This is a genomic window from Limnohabitans sp. Bal53 (assembly GCF_003063355.1).
GTDB lineage: Bacteria > Pseudomonadota > Gammaproteobacteria > Burkholderiales > Burkholderiaceae_C > Limnohabitans_A.
This window is the reverse complement of the sequence record NZ_NESH01000008.1, coordinates 17,600-43,077: the sequence shown is the minus strand read 5'-3', so window position 1 is coordinate 43,077 and position 25,478 is coordinate 17,600. Positions and strand designations below refer to the sequence as shown.

Genomic DNA, 25,478 nt, shown 5'->3' with positions numbered 1-25,478 from the left:
ACGATACAGTACCTGCTGGCCAGCTTGAGCCTGGGCGCACATATGAAATTGCGACCCTTGGCAATACTGACTTTAAGCAGGTAGGTGCAGTAAGCAATACGGCAGGCCTTAAATTTATTGCCACCGGCCCTGGTAACGGTACCGGCACGACATACGCCGACAACATTTTGAATGTTGATGTTGGGAATCCACAGACAGCCGCGTTGCCAAGTGGAGGATTTGGAATCTCTTGGTTAACCGGTACCCAGGCTATATCGATTAGGGTATTTGACGGAGATGGCGCATTTGTTCGAGACCTTGTGTTCTCTGGTGTCGGATCAAACATTGACCAAGCCTCGATAGATATAAAGGCACTGAAAGACAGCAGTGGTTTTGTACTATCGTTCAAGGCCAACAATACGGTATACGCTGGTGTTTTAAACCTGAACGGGACTACCCGGTCGACCTTTATCGCCACGGCCAGTGGCCAGTCAGATTTAATTACGTTAGCGGGTGGCGGTTTTGCAGTAACCTGGGCGACGGGGACAGACATTTTCCTTCGGCAATTTGATTCGAACGCCGATGCTGTCGGCTCGGCGGTTCTGGTTAACTCGACAAGCGGGGGCATTTCAGGTTTTAGAGGGGATCCTTCGATAACTGAACTGGCCGATGGGCGTATCTTTGTCACGTGGGTCGCTAATCAGTCGCAAAGTGACGCGGACAACACGGCTTACGGGCAAGATGTCTTTGGCAGTTTCGTGTTGAGTGAATTGCTCATGGTCGGTGGCGCGGGTAATGACACTCTGAACGGCAGCGACCGGCTCACCGACGTTGCCGTCTACGCAGGCAATTACGCCGACTACCGCATAGCCGCAACAGCGGACGGCAATTGGACGGTGACCGATCAAAGGACCAACTCGCCCGATGGCACCGACACCCTGGTCTCTGTGGAGGTGTTGCAGTTTGCAGACCAAGCCTACCAATTAACCGCCACCACTCTTTCGGGGACAACGGGCAACGATACGCTTACAGCCACTGCCGCAACGTCACTGCTTGCAGGCGGAGCAGGCAACGATCGTTTGGTGGGTGAAGCAGGGGGGTATTATGCCGGGAACACATACCTGCCAAAGCCCGTGCAGGAAATGGCGTGGGCATCCTACATCCGGGATCTCGGCGTCCATATCCCCACCAACGGCACCACCGATCAGACTTGGCAGTACTACTCTCCTACTGCTGTGTCCGCCACCTTATATTACTCCGTCGATAACTACGGTTTTGTAGATATCAATGGCTCTAGAGTGCTCACCGAGAGCGGTTATACAAAATATTTCACTGTAGGCGTCTCTCTGCGGCAAGGCTGGAATTCGATTCGAGTTTCGGGTACAGATACGGGCGGTCCAGGTGGGATGTTTGCGAAGCTTGCACTTCCAGACAACACGTGGATCTGGCATACCCGATATAGCACTGAAGGCCTCGACGGTTCACAGGTGCCCTGGTGGGCGCGATATAGCCTTGAAGCCCTAGGTGGTCCACAGGTGCCAGATGCCGGCGTGGCGGTGTACAGCGGCAATTCTTCCGACTACCGTCTAACAATGTTGACTGATCACGTTTGGGGCATCACAGACCTCAACCCAGCTGACGGCGACGATGGCTACGACGAACTTGCATTGGTTAAGGCTGTGCAGTTCAATGATGTGACCATTTCATTGCCTAGTCTTGGCAATTACGAGCCTGTTTTTGGCGCAACGCTTAACCCCGCGTCGTTGTACCTGTCCGCTGCAACCGGCCAAGTGAATTTATCAGCAGTTGACACCACGGTCAGCGGGGTGGCAACCTCGCGCAGCACCACAGTGTCTAGTTTGTTGGCCGAGCCTGCCTCGAGCATCGTCACGCCTTTGGTAACGGCCATTACGCCGTCGTATTTGAGCCAGGCCAGCTTCAACGGCTACGTGGTCGGTGATGGATCGGGCGTTGTGCAGTCGGTCGATGGCACTTACCCGGCCCTGGTCTCCAACGTTGCCAACACCTTGCCCGAACTGTTGAGCGCAGGCTCTAGCCAGACGCAGAGCGAACTCCTTGACGGCATGGGCGACGAGTCTGTCGCCACCCTTACTGTGGCCTTGACAGCGAGCACGAGCACGTTCACCCAAGCCTTTAGCACGACGGTGTCAAATTATGTGGCGCCGACCGCTGTGCCGCCGGGCTTTGTTAGTGTTTCTTCGGCGGGCTTTTCTGCGCCCGCCCTGCCTGATTTTGTGTCGAGCAGCTCAGACAGCTTGGTGCGCGATGCAGGTGCAAGCCTGGGCCAGCGGATCAACCCGGCTTACGGTGCACCGGTAGACTCGATCGATGTGTTCAAAGCGAACGCACAAGCGATGACGCTGGGTGACTCCTACCTCACGCAAGACCTGTTGGGCGGTGGGTTTGTGATGGTCACTACGTCAACGACCTCGACTGGTCGTGAGGTTTATAGCCAAACGTTCAATGACAAGGGCTTGCCGGTTGGCACGGTTAGCCTTTTGAACACGGACCAAACCGCTGCCGTCGGTGCGCCGATGGTGCAGGTGTTGTTTGACGGGACGTTTATCGTCACATGGTCGCTGGCCAGTGGAGAGATGTCAGGTCGGGTGTTTGGTGCAGATGGCACGCTACTTGAGAACACGGCCTTGCGCGCGCCGTCGCTGGCGACGATTGCCGGGCTCGCAGGTGGCGGGTTTGAAATGATTTGGACCACCATCGCCGCCGGTACGCGAACTATTTATGCCCAGGCTTATGACAGCTCTGGGAATAGCGCAGGCGCCGTGACACCTATACACACCAGCGCTGTGTTATCCGATGCAGTGCTGGATGCGCTGGACGCGCCCATCGTGCAGTCGTTGCAGGTCGCGAGCAGCTCAGGCGAGGTCGTTAGCGCTGGTTTTGTGGTGCTGTGGACGTCGCAGGAAGCGGACGTGATGCACCTTTACGGGCAGCGCATTGATGCGGCGGGCGACCTCAATGGAGCGGTCTTTCAGATCAATAGCACGGGCTACCGTGACTTGACGTTGAGTGCGGTACAGGCGCTGGACGCGGGTGGTTTTGTTGCGCTTTGGACAACGGGTAATGACGATGGCTCACACATCTATAGCCAGTTGTTTGACGCCGGCGGTATGCAGGTTGGCGACAACGCATGGGTAACCGCGCAGACCACTGGTGCACAAACGCTGGACAGCGTGCAGGCGCTGGCCGACGGCAGTTTCATTGTGTTGTGGAAAACGCAGACCGCTTACGAGGTGGTGTCCGCGGGCGCATTTGAGGTGGGTAACACCTATGTCATCTCGACTGTGGGCGACACCGATTTCACGGCGCTGGGGGCTGGCGCAAACGCGGTGGGCGAGGTCTTCACGGCGACGGGCACCGGGACCTTGGGGCAAACGGGTACGGCGATGCAGAGCCACTTCGCTGTTACAAGCAACGGACGCACGCTGACAGCGAGTACGGACGTGGGCGGCGCGACGGCAGACATTACAACAACCACGGCAACGGTGGCGGGCGTAGACGCCTACCAACGCAACCGCTTGGCTCTCGCCTCAGACAGCGCGCTGGGTGACGTGTACACCGTGCGCATCCGCGATGACGTGAGCGGGAGTGCCGTCGATACCGTGGTGACCAATCAAGGCGAGGAAGTGTCAGCCTTACTGCAGCGCCTGGCCGCGGCGATTGAGGCAGACCACCTGGTGGGCGGTGAAAAGACGATTCGTGCGACGGTGGATGCCAACACGTTTACGGTGACGCTAGACGCCACGCAGGCGAATACGGCTTTCTATGTGGACGCCGTGACCCTCACGCGCCCCGTCGGTGGCGTGGTGCAAGGCGCGGTGAGCGACGCCGGTACGACACCCGTGGTGCGCATTAGCGCCGATGCCGCGCAGCAAAGTGCCGTCACGTTTGCTCCGAGCGGATCACTTGTGGTCGAGGACACGCTGTACAGCATTCAGGTTAACGGCACCGACTACAGCGTGCAGGTCGGCGATGTGGTGGGAGGCCAGACGGTAGCCGCTACATGGCTCTCGGTTGGTGCGGCGCTGGCGCACCTGATTGAGCAGGGCGAGGCCGTTACTGTGCTGCAAGAGCGTTCGGTTGACTTAAGCGGCGTGCGCTCGGCACAAGCGGCGGTTTATACCTTAGACATCGAGGGTAAGCGCGTGACCTTTGACGCCATGAAGGGCGTTTCGGGTTCTGACCGTGCGGCGGGTTTGGCTGCGGCGTTGCAGGCGCAATATCCGGCGGACTTCACCACACGCGTTGTGGGCAGCGTGCTATGGATATCGTCTGGTGCCAGCGCGGCAGCGATTACAGCGACGAGCAGTAATGGCTTTGACACGCTGTTTGTGAATAGCGCAGAGGAGGCCGCCCACCGTTTGCAGTTGGTCGGTGCGGTGGATAACACGCCTTTCAGTATCAACGCCGTCGCGGTGACGCCGCTGAGCAGCTTGGGTGCAACGGTGCAGCAAACCACGCAAGCAGCGGACACCAACCAAATGCAGGTCACGCAGGTAAGCTACGCCGGTTCAGTCGCTGATAAAACGGTCTACACCGTGGTGTTGGACGGTGTGGCTCACAGGGTGCAAACCGGCGAAAACCTGGGTATTGCCCTGAGTGGTAATGGTTTGGGCGAGCGCACAACGGTGTCTTTGACCGTGACAGATGAAGAGGGTGTGACGGTAGCCGACCCCGTGGTGGCGTTGTGGGTTGCCAACGTGCAGACAACGCCAGCGGGTGTTGGTGATACGCGCTACCTTGATTTAACCGGTATGCCAGTCGACAAAGGTAATGTGTATGTGTTGACGATTGGTGATGTGGTTGCAAGCTTCACCGCCTACCCTGAGGACACGACCGATACCGTGTTGGCCGGTTTGGTAGCCGCCATCAATGCCGACAGTAGTGAGAGTGACGTTACGGCACGCGCAGACCGTTTGGTTGTGACGTCGGATTGGGACAGCGTCCTGTCCGCGCTCAAGACGCGCATCGAGACCGATACCGCGTTGACCGGATCCGTCAGTGGTGAGACCTTAACCCTCACCGGACTGAATGCCCAGCCGTTTAGCGTCAACGGCGTTTACGCCTCACTTGCAGCAGCGGTTGAGGGCGATCCGGCCACACCGTTGGTTCTGCACGGAGAGTCGGTTGCGCAGCGCAGCGACATCGCGTTTGTGGACGACACCTTGGTGGATGACGATTTCAGCTTGGTGCCCGGCGTGACGTTTGCCGTGAGCGTTGGCGAGCGCACCTACAAGACGGTGCTTGGCGACGCGACAGGCCAAGTGGCGTCGACGTGGGATGCGGTACTGGCTGATTTGGCTACCAAGATTGAGTTTGGCGAGAATCAGATCGTTGACGACACACAGGTTGGCACGAAGTTGTCTGTGACCTTCGATGCGAGTAGCCGCAAGTTGACTATGGTCGCCCAAACGCCGAATGTGGCGTTTTCAGTGGGCGGTGCTGCGGTAGATTACGCGGGCGTTGAGACCACAACGTACGCCAGCGCAACCACACCGACGGTGCATGCGGGAACGCCGGTGGCACAGGAGACGAGCGTGAGCTTCGGTGGCACGGTCGACGCTGATACGGCTTACAGCATTAGTGTGGATGGTGTTGCACAAACCGTGCGTGTGGGTGACACCTTGGCCTCGGGCAGCACGGTCGCGCTGAGCTGGGAGTCGGTTCTCAATACCTTAGCCAGCAAGCTGAGTGCTGCGAGTGCCGTGCAGGCAAGCGTTGTGGGGCAGTCGGTGACACTCACCGCGAACGCCGCAAATCAGTCGTTTGTGGTGCAGAGTTACGCACAGAACTATGCCGCCGATGCTGCGCCACAGGTCAGAGATTACGACTACGTGCTGGTGTCCACAGACCGGCCAGAGGGTCCATTTAGCCTTGCGACGGCGCAAGACAAGAGCCTGACCGTGGTGAGCCTACCGAGCCATGAGGGTGAAACACTCAGCCTGTCAGCGGGGAATGCGCTGGTCCTGGTGCCCGATATGGATGTGGGCTACGGCGAGGGTGTGCTGAACCTGAGTGCGCTACACAACATGGCGATTGGCGGCCAGTTGACCGCGGGTCTGTTGAACCTCGATGCCGGCGGTGACGTTAGCCTGAAGACCCAAGTGGGCACCATGAATATTGAGCTGAGAGATGGTGCTGATCTTCGGATTGAGCAGGGCGCGGCAGGCACTGCCTCAGCTGATCTCGTGATTGATACGCTGGTGATGAGCGGAGGTGCTGTGGATATCGTGGCCGATGGCAACGTGATCATTAACAGTGTGACAGGCAGTTTGGGGCAGCTGAACATCACGACCACCGGTGGCAATGTCTGGGTGAGAAGCATGGCGGATGGCGGAGACGTGCGCATTGAGGCAACGGGCGCCGTCGTCTTGGGTAGCCGCATGGCAGCGTCAGGTCCAGCTGATACAACCATTGAAGCGGATACCCTCAGCGTGAAGGCGGGCGCCGAGATCACGGTCTTTGAAGCCGACGGCGTTGACATCAACCAAATATGGAGCACGTCGCAATCGCGGATCACGGTGCTTGCTGGTGGTGATTTGGCCTTGAATGCCGATATCAGTACCAGCGGCCATGCCATTGACTTGCGCACCAGTGTGGGTGCGCTGACGCTCAATGGTGTGCTGTCTTCCGGTGGCGGTGCTGTGTCGTTGCAAGCCGCGAGCGGCGTGGCTATGACCGAATTGAGTGGCGTCACGACGCAGGGCGGCACCGTGGTGGTGGATGCGGGCGATGCTGCGCTACAAATGGCTAAATTTGCGGTGATTGACGCGAGCGGTGGTGCGTTGCGTTTGGCTGCCGGTGGCGTGATGACGCTGGGCACTGTGAAGACGAGCTACGCGGGTGTGGTGAATATTGTCGCGGGTGGTATCGCTGGCCAAGCGGCGAGCGATGTGGATATATGGGCTCCTAACGCGGAGTTGGTGCTGGTCTCCTCGGCGGGTGTTGGCTCTGCCGCGACGCCTCTGAGCACGCAAGTGAAAACGCTTGACGTGTTCAACACCGACTCCGGCGATATCGTGATCGAACAAGTCGGAGATGCGTTGGTGAAGCAACTGCGCCAAGACGGTGTGGGCGAGTTGGATTTAAGGACCCTGGGCGGCGATATCGTTGTGAGCGATCTGGGTGTCCAGACGGGCTTAGGCGCGGTTAGCCTCTACGCAGGTGCTGGTGCCGTTGCGTTGCACCAGGACGTCCGTACGCAAGGTGGTGCGGTGACGGTGGTCGCCGAGGAGGGTGATATCACCCTGGGCGCTGGTATCCGAGTCATCGGCGCACAGGATGGCGTTGGTCAGGACCTAGCGACGGGTGATATCGGCCTCGAGGCGCTACAAGGCTCCATTGTGTTGACGCCAGAGGCTTCGAACTGGGTGAGCGGCGATCCAGGACTGAGCGGTGTATTTGAGTCCAATGTGCTGTGGGCACTGCTCAATGGTCGGTATCAGGTGGATGCAACAACCGGTGAGGTGCTTGCGTTCAACCTCAGCGCTGACGAATCGACCGCTTATGGCTTGAGCGACGGCGACGTGTTGCGCTCCGCCGACGGTGCCTACTTGCAGACAACCGGTGGTGACCTGAATCTGCAGGCCCGCGGTGCGATCGGGCAAGTCGGGTTGGGTGGGTCGTACAGCCCACTGGCGCTGTTTGTGGATGCCCAAAGCCTGGTGATGGGCAGCAGCTCGCGTGGTGACGCGTCGGTTATTTCTGCAGACAGCCTGGCCTTGGGCAGTAGCGCGATCTTGAGCAGCCGGGCCGGTTACACGCAAATCGTCAACCTATCGGGGGGCCAGACGATCAACAAGCTGATGGATGCGGGTGGCAAAGACATTACGCTGGCTGCCAACGAGCTGGTCATCAACGCTGGGGTACGCAGTGCCAATGCGACCCTGACTATCCGGCCCTTGGAGTCAGGGCGTGCCATTGTGCTGGGTGATGCTTTAGGCGCAAGCGATGTGCTGAACCTGAGCACTGAGTCGGTTACAAACCTGGTCAGTGGATTGGGGCAAATTGTGATCGGCAGTGAGCAGGGGGCCAACCCGATCATCATCAACAGTGCGGTGCAATTTAGCGATCCGCTCAAGTTGCTGGCCAGCGGCCCGGGTGCTTACGTTCAGATCAACCAGGCATTGGGCGCGGAGTCGCTCACCATTGAAGGCTCCGGCCACGCCACGTGGCTGGGCGGCAACCTGACGGTGGACACTGGGCTGAGCATTCATGACTCTTTGCTGGTTAGTGGCTCGCGCACCATCGCCACTGACCTGGGTGACCTGGTCTTTGGTGCCCAAGGACAAAGCTTTTATCTGGCTGGTGATGCCGCAGACACGGCCGAGCGCCCCAATGTGGCGGACACGCTGAACCTGCACGCAATCAATGGCGGTGATGTGGTCTTCCTGAGCGCATTGGTCAGCAATGGGGTCGGAGCTGAGGGGCTCAAGGGCCTGGAGATTCGCGCCGATGACGTGACCTTTGAACAAAGCGTGGTGATTGACGGGGACCTGACGATTTATGCCACGGGTGACGTGACCTTCCAGCAGGGTGTGACCTTGCTCAACGGCGGCAGTTTGCGTATTTACGGCGCGAACCTGATTGATTTTGCGCAAGCCAGCACCTTGTCGCTTACAGGCCTGAGTTCGGGCGTTGCGGGCGAGATCGTGCTTGAGGCCGATGAGATCAACCTGCCGCTTAACAAGCTTGGTGCGATCAGTGGCTCAGGCATGCTGACGCTGCGCTCGACTAGCCTGACGCAAAAACTGGCGGTGGGCTCGCCCTACCTGACCTACACCGATGAGGCCGGCAACATGCAGGTGCAAGAAGACGACGAGTCTATTTTGAGCCTGAGCACCGCAGAATTGCAGTCGCTGGGTCATGGCTTTTCGCATATCGTGGTCGGCTCGGTGGCCAATGCACCGGGCACACTCCATGCCTCAACGGCGCACACCGGCGCGGTATTCATTGGCGGCGACAGCGTCAAAGTTGTTGGCTACCCGGCGACTCCCCTGTTCCACAGCAATGTGTCCATCTTCGGCAGCTCGATTTCGGTAGCCGATGCGCCACAGGATAATGTGGCCTTTGTTGTCGAGCCAGGCAAGAAGCTGACCTTGGATGCGATCAATAACATAGCGATCAATAGTGCCGTGAGCGCCTCGCTGATCGAGCTGTACTCGGCCACCGGCATCGTCTACCAAAGCAACAGCAACGACAGAGATAACGCCTATTTTGAGTCGATGACCAGCAAGGAGCTGATCGTGACCGCTGGCAATGGCATCAAGCTGCGCTCGGTGATGACCGAGTACCTTGATGTCTTGAACACGGGCGCAGGCGACATTGAGCTGGTCATCAGACCGGTCCTTGACCCGGCCGTGCTGGGTACGTATCTGGGCACCTTGCCAAGTCGGATCAATGTGGTGGGCCTGGCGCAAAGTAGCAGCGATGCCGGCGACATCAGTCTGCTAGCCATGGAGGGCTCTATCAGGGTGATGGGCCTGTTGGAGGGGTTGAGCTTGGAGGAGCAAGCTATTCTCAATGGCCGCAACACCACCGGTATTCACAATGCAGGCATGGCAGATGGCGGCGGCTCAATCAGCCTGGTCGCGGAGGGTCTTGGCAGCGACGTCGTGCTGAGCCAGAACATCACGGCTCAGGGCGCGATCTCGCTAAACGCAGCTGATGCTGTCTTAACCCAAGGTGCTGACATCGTCGCCTTGGGTCAGGGCAGCACCGTGACGGTCAGTGCTTTGGCCGGAAACATTGAGCTCGGCGGTGACATAAGCTCTGGTGATGGCGTCTTGGGCGCTGCCATCAGCCTGAAGGCCGACGCACGTATCGTAATGGGCAGTGGCACCGTGATTTCCACTTCGGGTGGGGCTGGTCAGGTTAGCCTGGATGCTAGTGGCGACATCGATTTGAGTCAGCTTCAGGTGGGCAGTTTTGCTGTTGTGCGCAGTGCCACGGGTGCCATCATAGATAACCTCGTGGGCGGAGGCTTCAACATCGACGGCGACACAGCAAGCGTTGTGCTGTCGGCCGCGACGGGTATTGGCGCCGCGGGCACATCGGATCTGGGCGCTGCTTTGCAAACGCGGGTGGCGCGTTTGGAGCTCACAAACAGCGTCAGTGGCGCCATTTATATTCAAGAGGCGACGGATCTCGAAATCGTCGATACCACGGCCAGCGCGGACGCGTCTGCCGGAATCAGTGCCGGCGGCACACAGGTTGACGGGGATACGTTGGTGTCGATCGTGGTGAGCGCGGGCGATTTGACGGTGTCGAGCGCTATTGAGACGAGCGCTATTGAGACGAGCGCTGCTGGTGTTGTTGTCCCAGGCAACAGCGATATTTTGTTGACAACGCTTGCAGGTGACATCACGATTGCATCTGGTGTGAGCGCTAGTGGTGGTGACGTGCGTCTGACTTCAAGTGGACAGATTGCTTTGACAAACACCGCCGAGGTCGCGACAACGATGGCGGGCAAGACCATTCAGCTGTTGGCGTCCGGCGGGGATATCGTGATGGATCGTCAGTCGGTGCTGGAGACAACCGATGGCTCGCAAGGTCTAATGGCTTCGGGCGATATCGTGCTTGGGCAATTGCGTGCGGGCACCGGGCAGGTGAATGTGACAGCGGGTGGGTCTATCAGCGACAGTGATCTGTTTGGTGGCGCCCAAACTACGAACGTGGTAGCCGATACCCTGAGCTTGGTCGCCCAAAACGGTATTGGGCTTGCGGAAAATGCCATTGAGATGGCTGTTGGAACCGTTGCAGCAATGGCCACAGGTGTGAATGCAGGTATCTTCCTGAACGAACGCGATGGTTTGAGCGTCGGCACCGTTGCACAAGCGTCCGGCCCTGCTGTTGCAGGTCTCACGACGGGTCTTGACGGCGCGCTGGTTCTGCGCGTGGGTATGGGCGCAGCGTCCAACGTAGTGAGCGCGTTGACCGTGGATGCGGCTTTGAGTGCACAGGGCACCGGCAACGTACTGATTGAGAACACCCATACAGATGTCCTTAGCACCCTGACGGTTAACACGTTAATCGACGCGGGTAGCGGAAGTTTGTCGGTCTTGAGCAACCACGATCAGCTGTATTTAGACAGCGCAGTGATGAAGACCAGCGGTGGAAGCATTGAGCTGAGCGCGGCGCGCAGTTTGGCGGATATCACCATGTCCGCTGCTGCACGCTTACAAACCGACGGTGGCAATATTAGGCTGCTCGCCGGTATCGACGGCAACGTAACGGTTGGCGTTTTAGACGCCAGAACTGCGGGTGATCGTGTCTCCAACACAGGGGTCGATCAGTCGCAGTGGGGTGCCGTGAGCCTGCAATCTTTGGGCGGCAGTATTTTGGACGGCGGTGATGCGCAGGTCGACGTTTACGCCAGCCAGCTTCGTTTGAATGCGTTGAGCGCGGGGCAATCCGTTGGGCAGGCTGCCAATGCGCTGGAAACCGACGTGCTGATGCTCAGCGGCGTTGCGGGAACAGGTGGCCTATACGTGAGTGATGCGAGTGACGTGACGATCGGCGAGACCGACGTCATCACGGTCAGCCGTATTGGCAGTGATGGCGTGGTGTCAGAGAGCATCAGTGACACCGCGCAGGCTGGTTTAACGAGCGCTGGGCAGTTGGTATTGCAGACCTTAGATGGCGCCATTCAAACCATGGTGACGACCGGGGATGTATTTGCCGGGGGCAATTTGCTGTTGCAGGCCGGTGGCGCGTCTGGGGCGCTGACTTTAGCGGGTGACGTGGGCGTGAGCGCTGGTTCTTTGAGCTTGGTCGCTGGGGCGGACATTGACCAACAAGCGGGTTCGCGTATCGGTACGAGCAGTGTGGGGGGTTCGGTCTATGTGCTGTCTGCTGGCGCAATTCAGCAAGGCGCGGGCGCCGTAATAACAACCACCGATGCGGTTGCTGCGGGCAACGTGGTCTTGGTTGCGGAGGTGGGTGATGTGTCGCTCGCCAATATAGCGGCAGGTTCGGGCGATGTAGCGATTCAGGCCGGTGGCAGTATCTGGGGTGCTACTGCTGCTAATGCGGCCACGATTTCAGCCTCCGGTTTGGTTTTGATCGCTGGCGGTGGCGTGGGGTCTGGCGTCACCGAGTCAGTTAACGGGGAGCTACCGGCTAAGTTCTTGAGGACAGCGGTCACTACCTTAAGTGCCAATGCGGGTGCCTTGGGTGTTTATGTTGATGACGTTGATGGTCTCGCCGTTGGCGACTTGTCCGTTAGTGCCAACCACATTGGTCTGGACGGTACGGCGTCAATCGTTTCTAAAGATACCGATGTACTGGGGCTGAGTGCCGCTGCAGGTGGTCATGTGGTTTTAAGCGCGGGCGGTGACTTGTCGGTGAACCGCGCGGTAGGCGTTTTGGGTGAGGGGCGCATACGCTTGTCAACAAGCGGTGGCGATTTGGCCATCAATGCAGCGCTTAGCAGCGACGCAGGCAACATCAGTTTGATCAGCGATATCGGCGCTATCTCTCAAGGCGCTGTCGCCATAACAACCGGTGGTGCCGGTGTTGACATTGAGGCAGATAAAGACGTCCTGATGGTGGATGGCGGACAGATCGTGACCGTTGACGGCTCCGCGTCCGGCAACCTGCGAATGGCGTCGGGCGCCAATTTGGCGGTCACAGGGATTGATGCAGGTGTTGCGAGTGTCAGCTTGATCGCAGCTGGATCGGTGACGGATGCAGGCGAGTCGGGCGTCGATATCAAGGCCAATGCGTTGCGACTAGATACCGGGCTGGGGATCGGTCATGGCAGTGGCGTGGCATTTGGCCTGCTTGATCTCGATGTGGCGACCTTGAGTGTTATCGCAGGGGATTCGGTTTACCTGAGCCAGGCAAAAGGCATCGTCATTGGGCAGACACCTGCCGTGTTGACCCAACGCGTTGATGTGGACGCAAATGGCGTGACGGTCTTGTCTGATGAGGCACAGCAGTCGGTTGTGGTAAGCGGCGCTGATAGTCATTTTGTACTCGTCACGTTGGATGGCGATATCCGCTTGACCAATGCCATTGCGCCCTCGGGACCTGCGGTACTTGCCAGCGGCAATATTTTGCTGGACGCTCGCGCAGGAACGGTGTCGACTGCACACATTACTTTGGATGCCGGCGTGCTTAGCACGGCGGGTAGCGTGAGTTTGTTGAGTGCGGGTGATATTCAACAAAATGCGGTGATTGAAGCCGGCGGCGTCGACGCGACCATTGATCTGCGTGCGCAGGGTGCGATCACTATGGCGGCGGGGACGAAGACAACAAGCTATAACGCCCAGGTCCGTTTGGAGGCCGTGTCTGGCGATATCACGTTGACTGAGATCGATACCCGTGCGGGTGCACTGAATACGGCGAAAGTCGCGGTCATCGCGCGAAGCGGTTCCATTGTGGGTGGTGGTGGCGCGAGTGCCATCCACATTGCAACGGCTGATCTGTTGCTGCACTCCGGTTCCGGTATCGGGGTAGCCAACAGTCCCCTGTTGACATCAGTGGAGACCTTGAGCGCCCGTGCCATGAACGGCGGCGTCTTCTTAACTGAGACCGATGCGTTGGAGATCACTGGTGTGAGCGTTGGGATCAACCGGGTAACGGAATCAGGGGGCGCCGATGCGCTGTCGCCCGATGTACAAGAAGACATTACAACCATTGGCGAGACTGCCCACGTGGTGTTGACGACACTCGATGGCAGCCTGACGATTAGCGGCGGTACGGACGTAACAGGCGTCACGTCGCAAGGCAATGTGTTGCTAGTCGCCGGTGAGTTGGGCGTTAGTGGTTCGGCCAACATGGTGCTTAACGCTGCGGTGAGTCTAACGGCCGGTGATATCAGTGGACGCAGCGCTGGGTCAATTGAACTGGGTGCAGCGGGTGGTGTTTTGGTCGGTGGGCTTGGTAAAACCATAGACCTCCAGGCGAGAACCGGACTCACAATGGCAGCTACCGCGGCCATTGTGTCGAACGAGGGGACTGTGGTTCTGGCGACTGAGCAAGGTGATGTGACCTTGGGCGAGATCAGCACAGGGGCGGCGGGTAGCACAACGGGGCAGGTTGGCGTGGTGGCTGCGCAGGGCAGCATCGTCGATAACGACAGCGAGACGGTTAGCAACATCACCGCCGGTGATTTGATGCTCTTGGCCGCGCAAGCCATTGGGGGCAGTGCAAATGCTCTCGAAACCGCGGTGAGTCGCATGAGTACATGGTCAAAAGCTGGCGGCACCTATGTGACGGAGGCCGACTCGGTGATCACGCAGGGTGTGAGTCTCGCGGCCAATTACGTCGACGCGTTGGGGGCGAGTGCGGTTGGCACCAGCCTGAGCCAAGCCGGGGTTGTGGCCGGCGGGCTGACCAGCCAGGTGTTCCTCACCACGCTCGATGGCAGCATTACCGTTGAACAAGGCGAGCCTGGTGTCGGCGGGTTGAGCGCAACCGGAGACGTCTTACTCGCAGCGAGTGGTGCGCAAGGCGATGTGGTGTTGCGCGCAGATGTGGTTAGCGCAGGTAACGTCACGGTGACGGCCGACGGTGCGGCTGTGATTGATGCGTTGGTCCAGACAAGTACGTCTGATAAGACTATTTCTGTCTCTGTGACAGATGGCATCACGATGAGCCAAGGTGCGGTGATACGAACCGCAGGCGTGACGCAAGCAGGGGACATCAAGTTGTTGACGCTGCACGGCGACATCGTTCTTGGTTTGGTGGACGCGGGTGCCAGCGGTAATGTGGCGGTTATTTCCGGTGATGGTGAGATTCTTGATGCGGACGCCCCTGGCGTCGGCGAAGACGACGGACAGATTGACGTGTTTGCGAAGGGTCTATTACTGTCAGCTGGTTTCGGGGTTGGTTCGGGAGCGAACCATGTCGAGACCAGCGTCACGGTCATGACCGTTCAGGCGACGGGCAGTGATGTATTGGGCGACACCGGTGTGTTTTTGACTGAAGCAGATGGCGTGGCGATCGGTGAGGTGGACGTCACGACTTGGACGTCTGAGCCCATTACCGGCGAGTACGTTCGCACACTAGACTTTAGTTCAGTGGTGCTTGAAGGTCCTAAGACCTATCAGCAAACGGTGACTAAGACGAAAAAAATCTTCGGTCAAAAAATACGCTACAACACCGTTGAGACGATCACTGTACCAGCACCGATCAGCACATTGGCTGTCAGCGTGGGTGGGAATGATTATGTGCAGGCCATTAGCCCGGGGGACACTGTGGCTGATGGCGTCGCCGCCTTAGCCGCGATCATCAACGCCGATGAGAGCGCTGGGTTGACGGCAGGTGTGGACGCTAGCGGTACCGTGCTGCAATTGACCGCTGGCGCTGGCCTCCAACCGATTTCTGCCGCCGTTGCGGGCGGCGCTAGCGGGACGGTGTTGGTTAACGAGACCAATCCGGGTGGCAGCGCAACGAGCACACCCGCCCAGAGTGGCCTGACGGTGGCGAGCAACGGCCATATTGTTTTGGTCGTGAGCGGTGCGGGTGATGTGCAGATCGATAGTGCGGTGTCTGCGCTGGGTGGCGGTCATGTGCTGGTGCAAGCCAACGATGGCGCCTTGCTCGTTCATCAGCCTATCGCCACCGGAAACGGCAGCATAAGTTTGGTCAGCCTTGCTGACCAAACTTATGCCGCTGGGTCATCGGTGAGCGCGATCGGTGGAACCATTGACCTGCAGTCAATAGCCGGCACTGTATCGATGCATGCGCAGACCGTCTTACAAACCACGGGACATGACGTATCGGTTGATGCCGCGGGTACGATTTCGTTGGGAGTGATTGACGCCAGACTTGCACAAGACAGGGCAGATGATTCGTTGGCTGACCAATCCACGCCTAGCGGTTCATGGGGGTCGGTCAACCTGTACAGCGGACAGGACATCGTTGACAGTGATCTGTCAGGTGTGTCCCAAACCATGAATGTGTATGCGGATACCTTGCGCATGATGTCGCTCGGGACTGCGGGGCAGCTGGCGAATGCTCTCGAGCTGGAGGTCGCTGACTTGAGCGCAGTTGTTGGCTCCGCAGGTGATGGTTTGTTTGTTGCTGAGGCAACAGATATCGTGATTGGAGCTATTGGTAGCACGCAGGTCAATCGCGTACTCATGGCAGGTGGCGTTACGCAGGGGGAAGACGTTGGAATAACGACCGGTCTACTGAGTGGTGGAGCTATCAGTCTTATTACAGTCAAGGGTAGTATCGTGATGATGCCTGGCCTTGGCGGCGACGAAGCGTTGAGCGTGCAGGCGGATGGTGATATCTTTTTGCAGGCGGGTCTGAATGACGTTGGTGCTACCAGCGATTTGATTTGGAATGCAGATGCGGTGAGTGTGAACGGTGCGGTGACAGTGATTGACCAAGTGATGCCGCGCTTGCCTAACGTCGCATTGACAACGGATACGGGCGTTTTTTCAACGGATGGGCGCACACAGCTTGGGCAGTTGACTCCGAGCGGTTTGGAGCGTGGTGCTGTTGTGCAGTTTAGCGGCAATGATGTTGGCAGTTGGTCGGATACGTTAGTACCAGTGAGCGGCCTCAATACAGTATTGATGCGCCAAATTGACTTAGCTGGCAATACTTCAGAGGCTGTTAGCTACACCTTTATCCTGGATCAATCTGCAGATGCGCCACGCCTTACGCTGAAGGACGATACGGGCCGCAGCAGCTCGGATGCTATTACGAGCGACGCAAGCCTGGCGTTATTAGACGTGGAGAGCCGTTCAACCGTCGCCTACAGCATTGATGGCGGTGAGACGTGGACATCGACCTTTACCGCTACCAGCGGCCTTAATAGTGTGCAGACTCGTCAAACTGATCTCGCTGGTAACTTGTCTGAAGCCAGCGATGTATTCACCTTTGTTTTGGATGTCACTGCGCCGGATGTACCAACCGCTGCGCTGTTGAACGATACGGGTGCCAGCGGATCAGACCTGATAACCAATGATGGTCGTTTGATCCTGTCTGATCTTGAGATTAGCGCTATCGTTCAATACAGTACCGACGGCGGTGAAAATTGGGCTGATGACTTTGTCGCTGCGAACGGTGTCAACAACGTTCAGGTGCGACAGGTCGATATCGCAGGCAATGCGTCCGAGGCCAGTGATGTGTTGAGTTTTACCTTCGATGACTTGCCGGCTTTTGGTATCAGTATCAAACTTGCGCAAGATACCGGACGCAGTACCAGTGACAAGATAACGAGAAACGGTGGGACGATTCTGCTTGGTTTAGAGAGCGCCGCCACGGTTGAGTACAGCGTTGACGCGGGCGAGAGTTGGTCACAAAGCTTTGTCGCGCAAAGTGGAGAAAATACTGTAACGGTTCGTCAAGTGGACCTTGCCGGCAACTTCTCCGTGCCGTCTTCTGTGTTGACGTTTAACTTGGATTTGGATGAGCCAACAGCACTCGTCGTTCAGCTGAAAAACGACACGGGAGCTAACGCGGAAGATGTCATCACAAATGATGCATCGTTGCAGGTCGAGGGAATGGAGGCGGGAGCGTTGATTCAGTACAGCGCGAATGAGGGAGAGACGTGGAGCTCGCTTTACCGTCCAGTCACAGGCGTGAATAATGTGTTGGTTCGGCAGATCGATTTTGCTGGTAACGTGTCGCTGCCAAGCGAAGCGGTTACCTTCACCTTAGATTCGGTCGCTGCGTTTGCGCCGGGTGTGGAGTTGGTCACGGACACAGGTCGGAGCGACAGTGACAAGGTGACGACTTCAGGCGACTTGGTGTCGACGGGTGTCGAGGCCGATGCGCACGTTGAATACAGCGTTGATGGTGGAAAAGAGTGGACAGACAGTTTTACAGCTGTAAGCGGTCTAAATAGCGTTCAGGTGCGGCAAACGGATGCAGTGGGTAACGTGTCTGATCCCAGTGACGTGTTTACTTTTAATCTAGATATATCGGCAGATGACGCGCCCAAAGCAGCGCTTCGTGTCGATACGGGCTCTGCCAGCGCAGATTCGATCACTAATATCGGTGCACTGCAGGTCAGCGGCGTCGGCATCGGCTCGACTGTGCAATACAGCGCGGACGGTGGCGTAACGTGGACGGGTCAGTTTTCCCCCCTAGAGGGCTTCAACAGTGTTCAAGTGCGGCAGATTGATTTGGCTGGTAACACTTCCGCGATTGGTGACGCGCTAGAGTTCAACTTGGATACCGGCGTTCCAAGCGCGCTTATAGTTGAGCTCACCTCTGATTCGGGCGCAAGCATATCTGATCTGGTGACAATGGACGCGAGATTGAGCTTCAACGGGTTGGAGTCAGGCGCACGCGTAGAGTACCGCGCGAACGGGGCATACAGGTGGGGAGATACCTTCACGGCGGTGAGTGGCACCAATTCGGTATCGGTAAGACAGATTGACGCAGCTGGTAATGCATCTGCAGCGTCAGACTTCTCATTTACGCTTGATAACACCGCGCCCTCTGCGCCTAAAGTGCGGTTGCTGGAGGATACAGGAAACACGTTCGCACAGCGCCATGACAAAGTTACGGGGATTGGAGATCTTTTTGTACGGCGAGTTGAGGCTGACGCCTCGATCCAGTACAGCGTGGACGACGGTGCGAATTGGTCGAGTAACTTCACGGCAGTCAGTGGCGAGAACATCGTTCGGGTTCGTCAAATAGACCTTGCGGGTAATGCATCGGCCCCATCAGCGGCGTTCAGTTTCCAATTATCTGTGGCGATCGCTACCCCGGCAATCAATCTCGTCGAGGACACCGGACTCAGCAGTACGGATGCCGTAACCAATTCGGATGCTGTTTATCTGAGTGGCATTGCAGACGATGCGGTGGTTGAGTACAGTACCGATGGTGGTGAGACATGGACAGGTAGCTTTACGCCTGTCGATGGTTCGATCAGTGTTCAAGTCCGGCAAACTGATGTCGTTGGAAATGTATCTCAGCCCAGCCGGGTGCTGAGTTTTACTCTGGACACGATGACGCCAGAGACCCCAGTTTTAAGCTTGAGCTCAGATACCGGTTCAAGCGGGTCAGATCTGCTTACGAATCTGGGAGTGCTCGTCATTGATGGTCTTGAGGACGGTACACGGGTTCAGTATCTCAAGGCGGGTAGTGATGATTGGACTAACAGCTTTGTAGCGGTCAGTGGCCTTAACAGTGTCCAAGTGCGTCAGACCGATACGGCTGGCAACGTGTCAGCGGTTAGTAATTTGCTGACCTTTAGTGTGGATAACACCGCGCCAGGTGCGCTAGGTATAGAGCTGGCAACTGACACTGGTAGGAGTAGCAGCGACAGTGTGACGAGCATGGGTACCTTGGTACTCAGTGGATTAGAAGCTGCTGCGACACCTTCTTATAGTGTGAACGGTGGCGAGTGGACGAACAGTTTCACAGCGGTAACCGGAAATAATAGTGTGTCGGTGCGACAGACGGATGCTGCTGGCAACGTGTCTGTCGCCAGCGCTGTGCTTGAGTTCACGCTAGATGACGTGGCCTCGGACGCACCGACCTTGGTGCTTGCAAAAGACACTGGGTTGAGTGATTCTGACGCGATCACCAACGACCCAACTCTCGCGTTAGGAAGCCTCGAGGATGGCGCGATTGTGCAATACAGCGCCAACGGCGATTTGGTGTGGACGGGTGGCTTCACGCCCTTGGTGGGCTCGAACGTGATCAAGGTCAGGCAAACGGACCTAGCAGGTAATGTCTCCGATAACAGCAAAGTACTCGAGTTCTTCTTGGATATGACGGCAGGTGCAGCGCCTGGTGTGGAGCTGTCCGCAGACACCGGTGTTAGCACGATCGATCGCATAACGAATTCAGGTACCTTATTGCTTGCTGGCGTGGAAGATGGGGCTTTAGTTGAGTACAGTTCAGACGGTGGGGAAACTTGGAGCGCGTCTTTCTCCCCAGTCGATGGTACAAATGTTATTCAAGTGCGCCAGACAGATACGGCTGGAAATGTGTCAGATGCCAGCGGTTACACCTTCGAACTCGATACCGTTGCGCCCACCAAGCCGAGCGTCACGCTGACAGTGGATACGGGGAGTGGTGCTAACGACCGTATCACCTCTAATCCAGCGCTTAAGGTGACCGGCGGTGAAGAGCAGGCGACGATACTCTTCAGTGCAAACAGCGGCATAGATTGGACAGATGAGTTCGTGCCGCTCTTGGGTGACAACACCGTACTGGTGCGTCAGAGCGACACGGCAGGCAACATTTCTGAGGTGAGTGCACCCTATACGTTTACCTTAGATACCACATCGCCTGTGATTAGAAGCTTGGCTGGTCAGAGCGGCGCAGCAGGTGAGGGTACCATTGTCTTGACCTACGACGGCCCAATTGATCCGGCTGCTTTGCCACAGGCCAGTGCCTTCAATGTGACGACTGCAGGCGTGCAAAACCCTGTGTTGACCATCACGGTTGCCGATAACGTGGTGACGTTGACGATGCAGGACGCATTTAAGCCCGGAGCCGTTTCGGTTAAGTACAGCGACCTGACGGCGGGTGACGATGATCGAGCGCTGCAAGACGTCGCAGGTAATGATGCGGCTGGCTTCCGCAGTGGTATCGTCGCTGACGGTTTTGTGCGCGGTGCGACGGTTTACATTGACACGAATAAGAACGGAGTTGCAGAAGCAGGCGTTGATTATTTGGTCGGTATTACCGATGCGACGGGCAACTTCTTTACGGCGAGCGATGCGCCTGTAGGCGCGATCATCGCGGTGGGCGGGGTCAACGTGGATACGGGTGTCGCTAACACCATGTCGCTCAAGGCGCCTGAGGGCTCTAGTACGATCAACCCGCTGACAACCATGGTGCAGGTGGTGTTGGACGAGCAGGTGGCTTCTGGCACAACCGTTGATGCCGCGAGCATTGCCGCTGCTTCGAATATCGTGGCCGCATCACTGGGTTTGTCCGACGCGTTGGGTGGAGCCAGTTTGACGGATTACGATCCCATTTCATCAGGAAACGTAGCGCTTCAAAAAGCGGCAGCGCAAGTTGCGACGATGGTTACGTTGGCCACCGGCGCTGTTTCAGGGTCATCCGATGAGGGTAAATTGCTGGCGAATTTAGCCAGTAATATTTTGGTATCGAGCGCTAGCGATGCGGTATTTGATCTTTCCGACTCTGGCGTCATCGGCGCTGCGCTTAGCGGAACGGCAGCGGGATCGAGCTTGGCTGTGTTGAGCATAATTTCTGATGCCGCGACAGCGATTGCGTCCATCGACAATACGGCTGGATCCATTGCCGCCATTAGTTCCGCGCAGGGTCGATTCCTTGATACGGTAGCGCCACTGTCGCCGTCCTTGACCGGGGCCGCGAATACAAACGACGCGTCGCCGACTCTGAGGGTGACTCTTAACACCACGGATAGCACCGGCGGTGCGGTGGTCGTCGGCGACACCTTGACGTTGCGCGACGGTGGTGTGGAAATTTCCTCATTTACCTTGACCGCAGCCGATGTCGCGGCCGGATTTAAGGACGTGCGTACCTCGAACCTGAGCGAAGGCACCCACTATTTGAGCGCTGCTTTGCAGGATCAGGCAGGTAATGTGGGTGAGGCGAGCGCCTCTATTCAGGTCAACGTCGATACGCAGGCTCCCGGGTTACCGACCGTTGGCATCATCGCTGGCGATGATGTGATCAATGCCAACGAGCAATCTGTTGCGGTGAGTGGTTTTGCCGAGGCCAATAGCACCGTCACGTTGACGCTTGGTGGAAACACCCGAACTGTGAGTGTTGATGCAAGTGGTGCCTGGCAATACGCCCTGCAGTCTGTAGACATCGATGCTATGGGGCAGGGTGCTGAGGTTGTGGCTGTGGTGGCATCCGATGCGGCGGGTAACGTGAGCGCGGTAGGGACGCGCGCAGTGACAGTGAGTACTGCCATACCAATGGCTATCGCAGAGATTGCTAGCGCGGTTGATGATGTTGATCCGGTAACTGGAAACATTGCCTCTGGTGGGACGACTAACGACCAGGTGCTCGGCTTGTCGGGTACGACCAGTGAGGTGCTGGCAGGCGGCGAGTTCGTCGTGGTGTATGACGGTACCACGCGCCTGGGTGTTGCTACGATGACAACGACAACAACATGGTCGCTGACAACACCAAGTCTTAGTAACGGTAGCCATACCTTACGCGCGCAAGTTGAAAATACGGCGGGTAGTTATGGCGCAGCGGGTACGGGTTATGCGGTCACGGTAGATGCAACCCTGCCTGCACAAACGGTTACCCTGAGCGCTGCATCGACTTATACGAGCGTCAGTAGGCCGGTTCTTAGCGGTGCGGTGTCGGATCTCCTTCCTGACGGCTACGTCGTTGGTATTTACGAAGGTCAAACCCGCTTGGGTGACGCATCTGTCGTCGGCAGCAGCTGGACCTTTACCCCCACCACTGATTTGTCAGATGGCAGGTATAGCTTTAGCGCAGCGGTTGTCTCTGCCTCGGGTATCAAAGGTGCTTCGAGCGAGGTCTTCTCGCTGGTTATAGATACTACTGCTCCAGATACGCCTGTCATTTACCAAGTGACCGCTGATGATTTTGTTAACGCCTCTGAGCAGACCAGTCTGATAAGCGGAAGAGCAGAGGCTTCCTCAATGGTGACCTTGACGCTTGGTAGCGTGACACATTCCGTTCAGGCGAGCGCGGCCGGTGTGTGGAGTCATCGCCTAACGAGCGCTGACATTATTGCGGTGGGTGAGGGGGTGCAAGCGATTAGCGCCACATCGCGAGACGGTGCAAGTAATGTCAGTGCTGCCGCTACTCGGACGATAACTATCGACGTTAGCACGCCGGACAGGCCTGTTTTTGGCATTGTGGCTGGGGATAATGCGGTTAACAGTGCGGAGCTCTTGTCAGGTATTCGCATTGCGGGGCTCGCGGAGGCCGGCAGCAGAGTTACCCTCACGCTGTCGAGTAACAACGTACAGTCACTCCTGGTTGGTGTTGACGGTACATGGGGGTACGACTTAAATACCGCCGCGATGAAAGGTATCGGGCAGGGGAGTAGCGTGCTGTCCGCTGTGGTGGCGGATGTTGCCGGCAATACCAGCGCAGTTGCGACGCAGACGATCACGGTTGATACGGTTGCACCGACGATGTCAACGGTCACTTTGAGTACGGGGACAGATTCCGGTGTGTTGGGTGATAACAAGACCAATATCGCGACACCGGCCCTCGATTTCACCGCCGAGATGGGGGTGGATCTTTATTTGGATGTTGGAGCAGGATTCATATCGGTTGGTCAGGCTACGGGCGCTTTGCAAACGGTTGCTGCACCGGAGCTTCTGTCTGATGGTTCGTTTATCGCCAAGCTTCGTGCGGTCGATGCTGCTGGCAATACGACTGAGCGTTTCAGCAAGGTGACCTTAGACCGCGCTGCGCCGAGCGTTGCTGTCACGATGGCTGATAGCGCCTTGAAAGTTGGCGAAAGTAGCGTGGTCACGTTTGCATTTACCGAGCCGGTGACTGGTTTTAGCAATGCCGACGTCTTGGCCACTAACGGCACTTTGAGTACCGTCGCTTCCGCGGATGGTGGTAAGACCTGGACGGCAACATTTACGCCCACGGCAAACGTTGAGCACTCAATCAACACGATCAGTGTCAGTGCAGCGTACACAGACTTGGCAGGGAACGCTGGTGCATCGGCTGTTAGTGCTAACTACCATATTGACACGTTGGCCCCCAGCGCAATCATCGCGATGTCTGATAATGCGTTCAAGCTTGGTGAGAGCGCGTTAGTAACCATTACATTCACGGAGGCTGTAACAGGTTTAAGCGTCTCTGATTTAACCGCGCTCAATGGTACGTTGACTGATCTCACGACCAGCGATCGCGGCAAGACGTGGTCCAGTACATTCACGCCTTCTGCCGATGTAGAGAGTGCGACGAATACGATTAGTCTTGCTAATACCTATACCGATGAGAGTGGAAACAGCGGTGTGGTCAGTGCCAGCGCGAACTACGCTATCGATATGGCGGCGCCTCGTGCGACGATTGCGATGTCTGATAGTGCGTTCAAGTCTGGCGAGAGTGCGCTGGTAACCATCACGTTCACGGAGGTTGTGACAGGATTAAGCGTCTCTGATCTAACCGCGCTCAATGGTAGGCTGAGCGACCTCACGACGAGTGATAGCGGCAAGACGTGGTCCAGTACATTCACGCCTTCTGCCGATGTAGAGAGTGCGACCAATACGATTAGTCTTGCCAACACCTATACCGACCTGGCGGGCAACAGCGGTATGGTTAGGGTCAGCGAGAACTACGCGATCGATACCAGGGCGCCGTACGCGACGATTAAAATGTCTGATCGGGAGCTGGAGTCGGGTGAGACTAGCTCGGTAACGATTACTTTTAATGAAAAGGTTTTTGGATTTAATACGGCCAATCTCAGCGCCGTAAACGGTTCCTTGAGTGATATCACTGAGAAATTGGACTCTATCGAGTGGACGGCGAAATTCACGCCGGTAGCAAACACACTAAGTCTGTCACCGGATAACCTAATAAGTTTTAGTAATGCAGGTTTGCGTGACTCAGCGGGGAACGTTAGTCATGGTACGAGTTACTCTGTTATATACGGTATTTTTACCGACGCTGCGCAAGCTTCGGCACCTCGCGCTTCCACTACCCTCGTTCATGCCTTTGATAGTGCAAGCGCCAGATTACTGTCCGCGTTACCTCTCGCCGTTGATGGTGAAGTCAGTGGGTATCTATCCGTCGTTACGGTGGATGATGCACTGGCTGGTAAGTTGGATAAGGGCTCCACTGAGGCTGGCGCGGGATCTATTTACTTAGCGACGTCGCGCGACGGTCTGGCGTCTCGTGTGATGCCAGGGCATGTACTGGGTGCCTTTGGAAAGACGCCGAAGTTCAGCGAAGAAGAAGCTTCATACCCGAGCGATGAGACATACTGGTTTGATGTATTTTCACGTGGAAGCGTGGAGGGGTACTCAGAGGACGTTCCATCGTCCTCTGATACCGAGCATGATGATGTTCCGGTTGAACCAACGCCACTCGAGCTTGATGAAAAACTGACCCGCAACACGACAGCCATTGATGCTTATACAAGTGGACAAGTTGATACACGCCAGGAAAAAAATGCAGGCAACGTATTGGCGAGCACGCTCAACCGCATGGACGTAAATAGTCGCCTGCGCGAGACGTTTGCAGAGCGCTACTTGAGTGGTCTGAGCAATAGAGGCTTATCGATAGCCGTTAAAGACGGAAACGAAGGAGTGGACACAAGTACCTTCGGCCAGTTGATGATGGATAGCGCTCTGAAAGATTTATTGCGAGACAGCAAAGCGAAAGGGCATGTCTTGCTGAGTTGTTTGCCTACAGATATTTCAAATGATGAAGATTTGCTCTTGCACAATAGCTATGGCTTATCCAAAGGACTCTTGGACTCGTATGTGGTTGGTAGCCCAGGAGAGCAACCCTGCGCTGCAGGATTACGTACCTTTAGTCAAGATACATTCGAGTACTGGATTGATGCTTTAGAGTTATTGTGA

General features: G+C 57.0%; 1 protein-coding gene (cut by a window edge). It reads left to right on the top strand.

Going from position 1 to position 25,478, the window contains the following annotated elements; genetic code table 11:
- Positions 1-25,478, top strand: the end of a protein-coding gene (locus B9Z50_RS16440) for an Ig-like domain-containing protein (RefSeq protein ID WP_146183238.1). 25,984 nt of this gene lie to the left of the window's left edge; the window shows 25,478 of its 51,462 coding nt (coding positions 25,985-51,462); its start codon lies beyond the left edge, outside the window; the stop codon is at positions 25,476-25,478.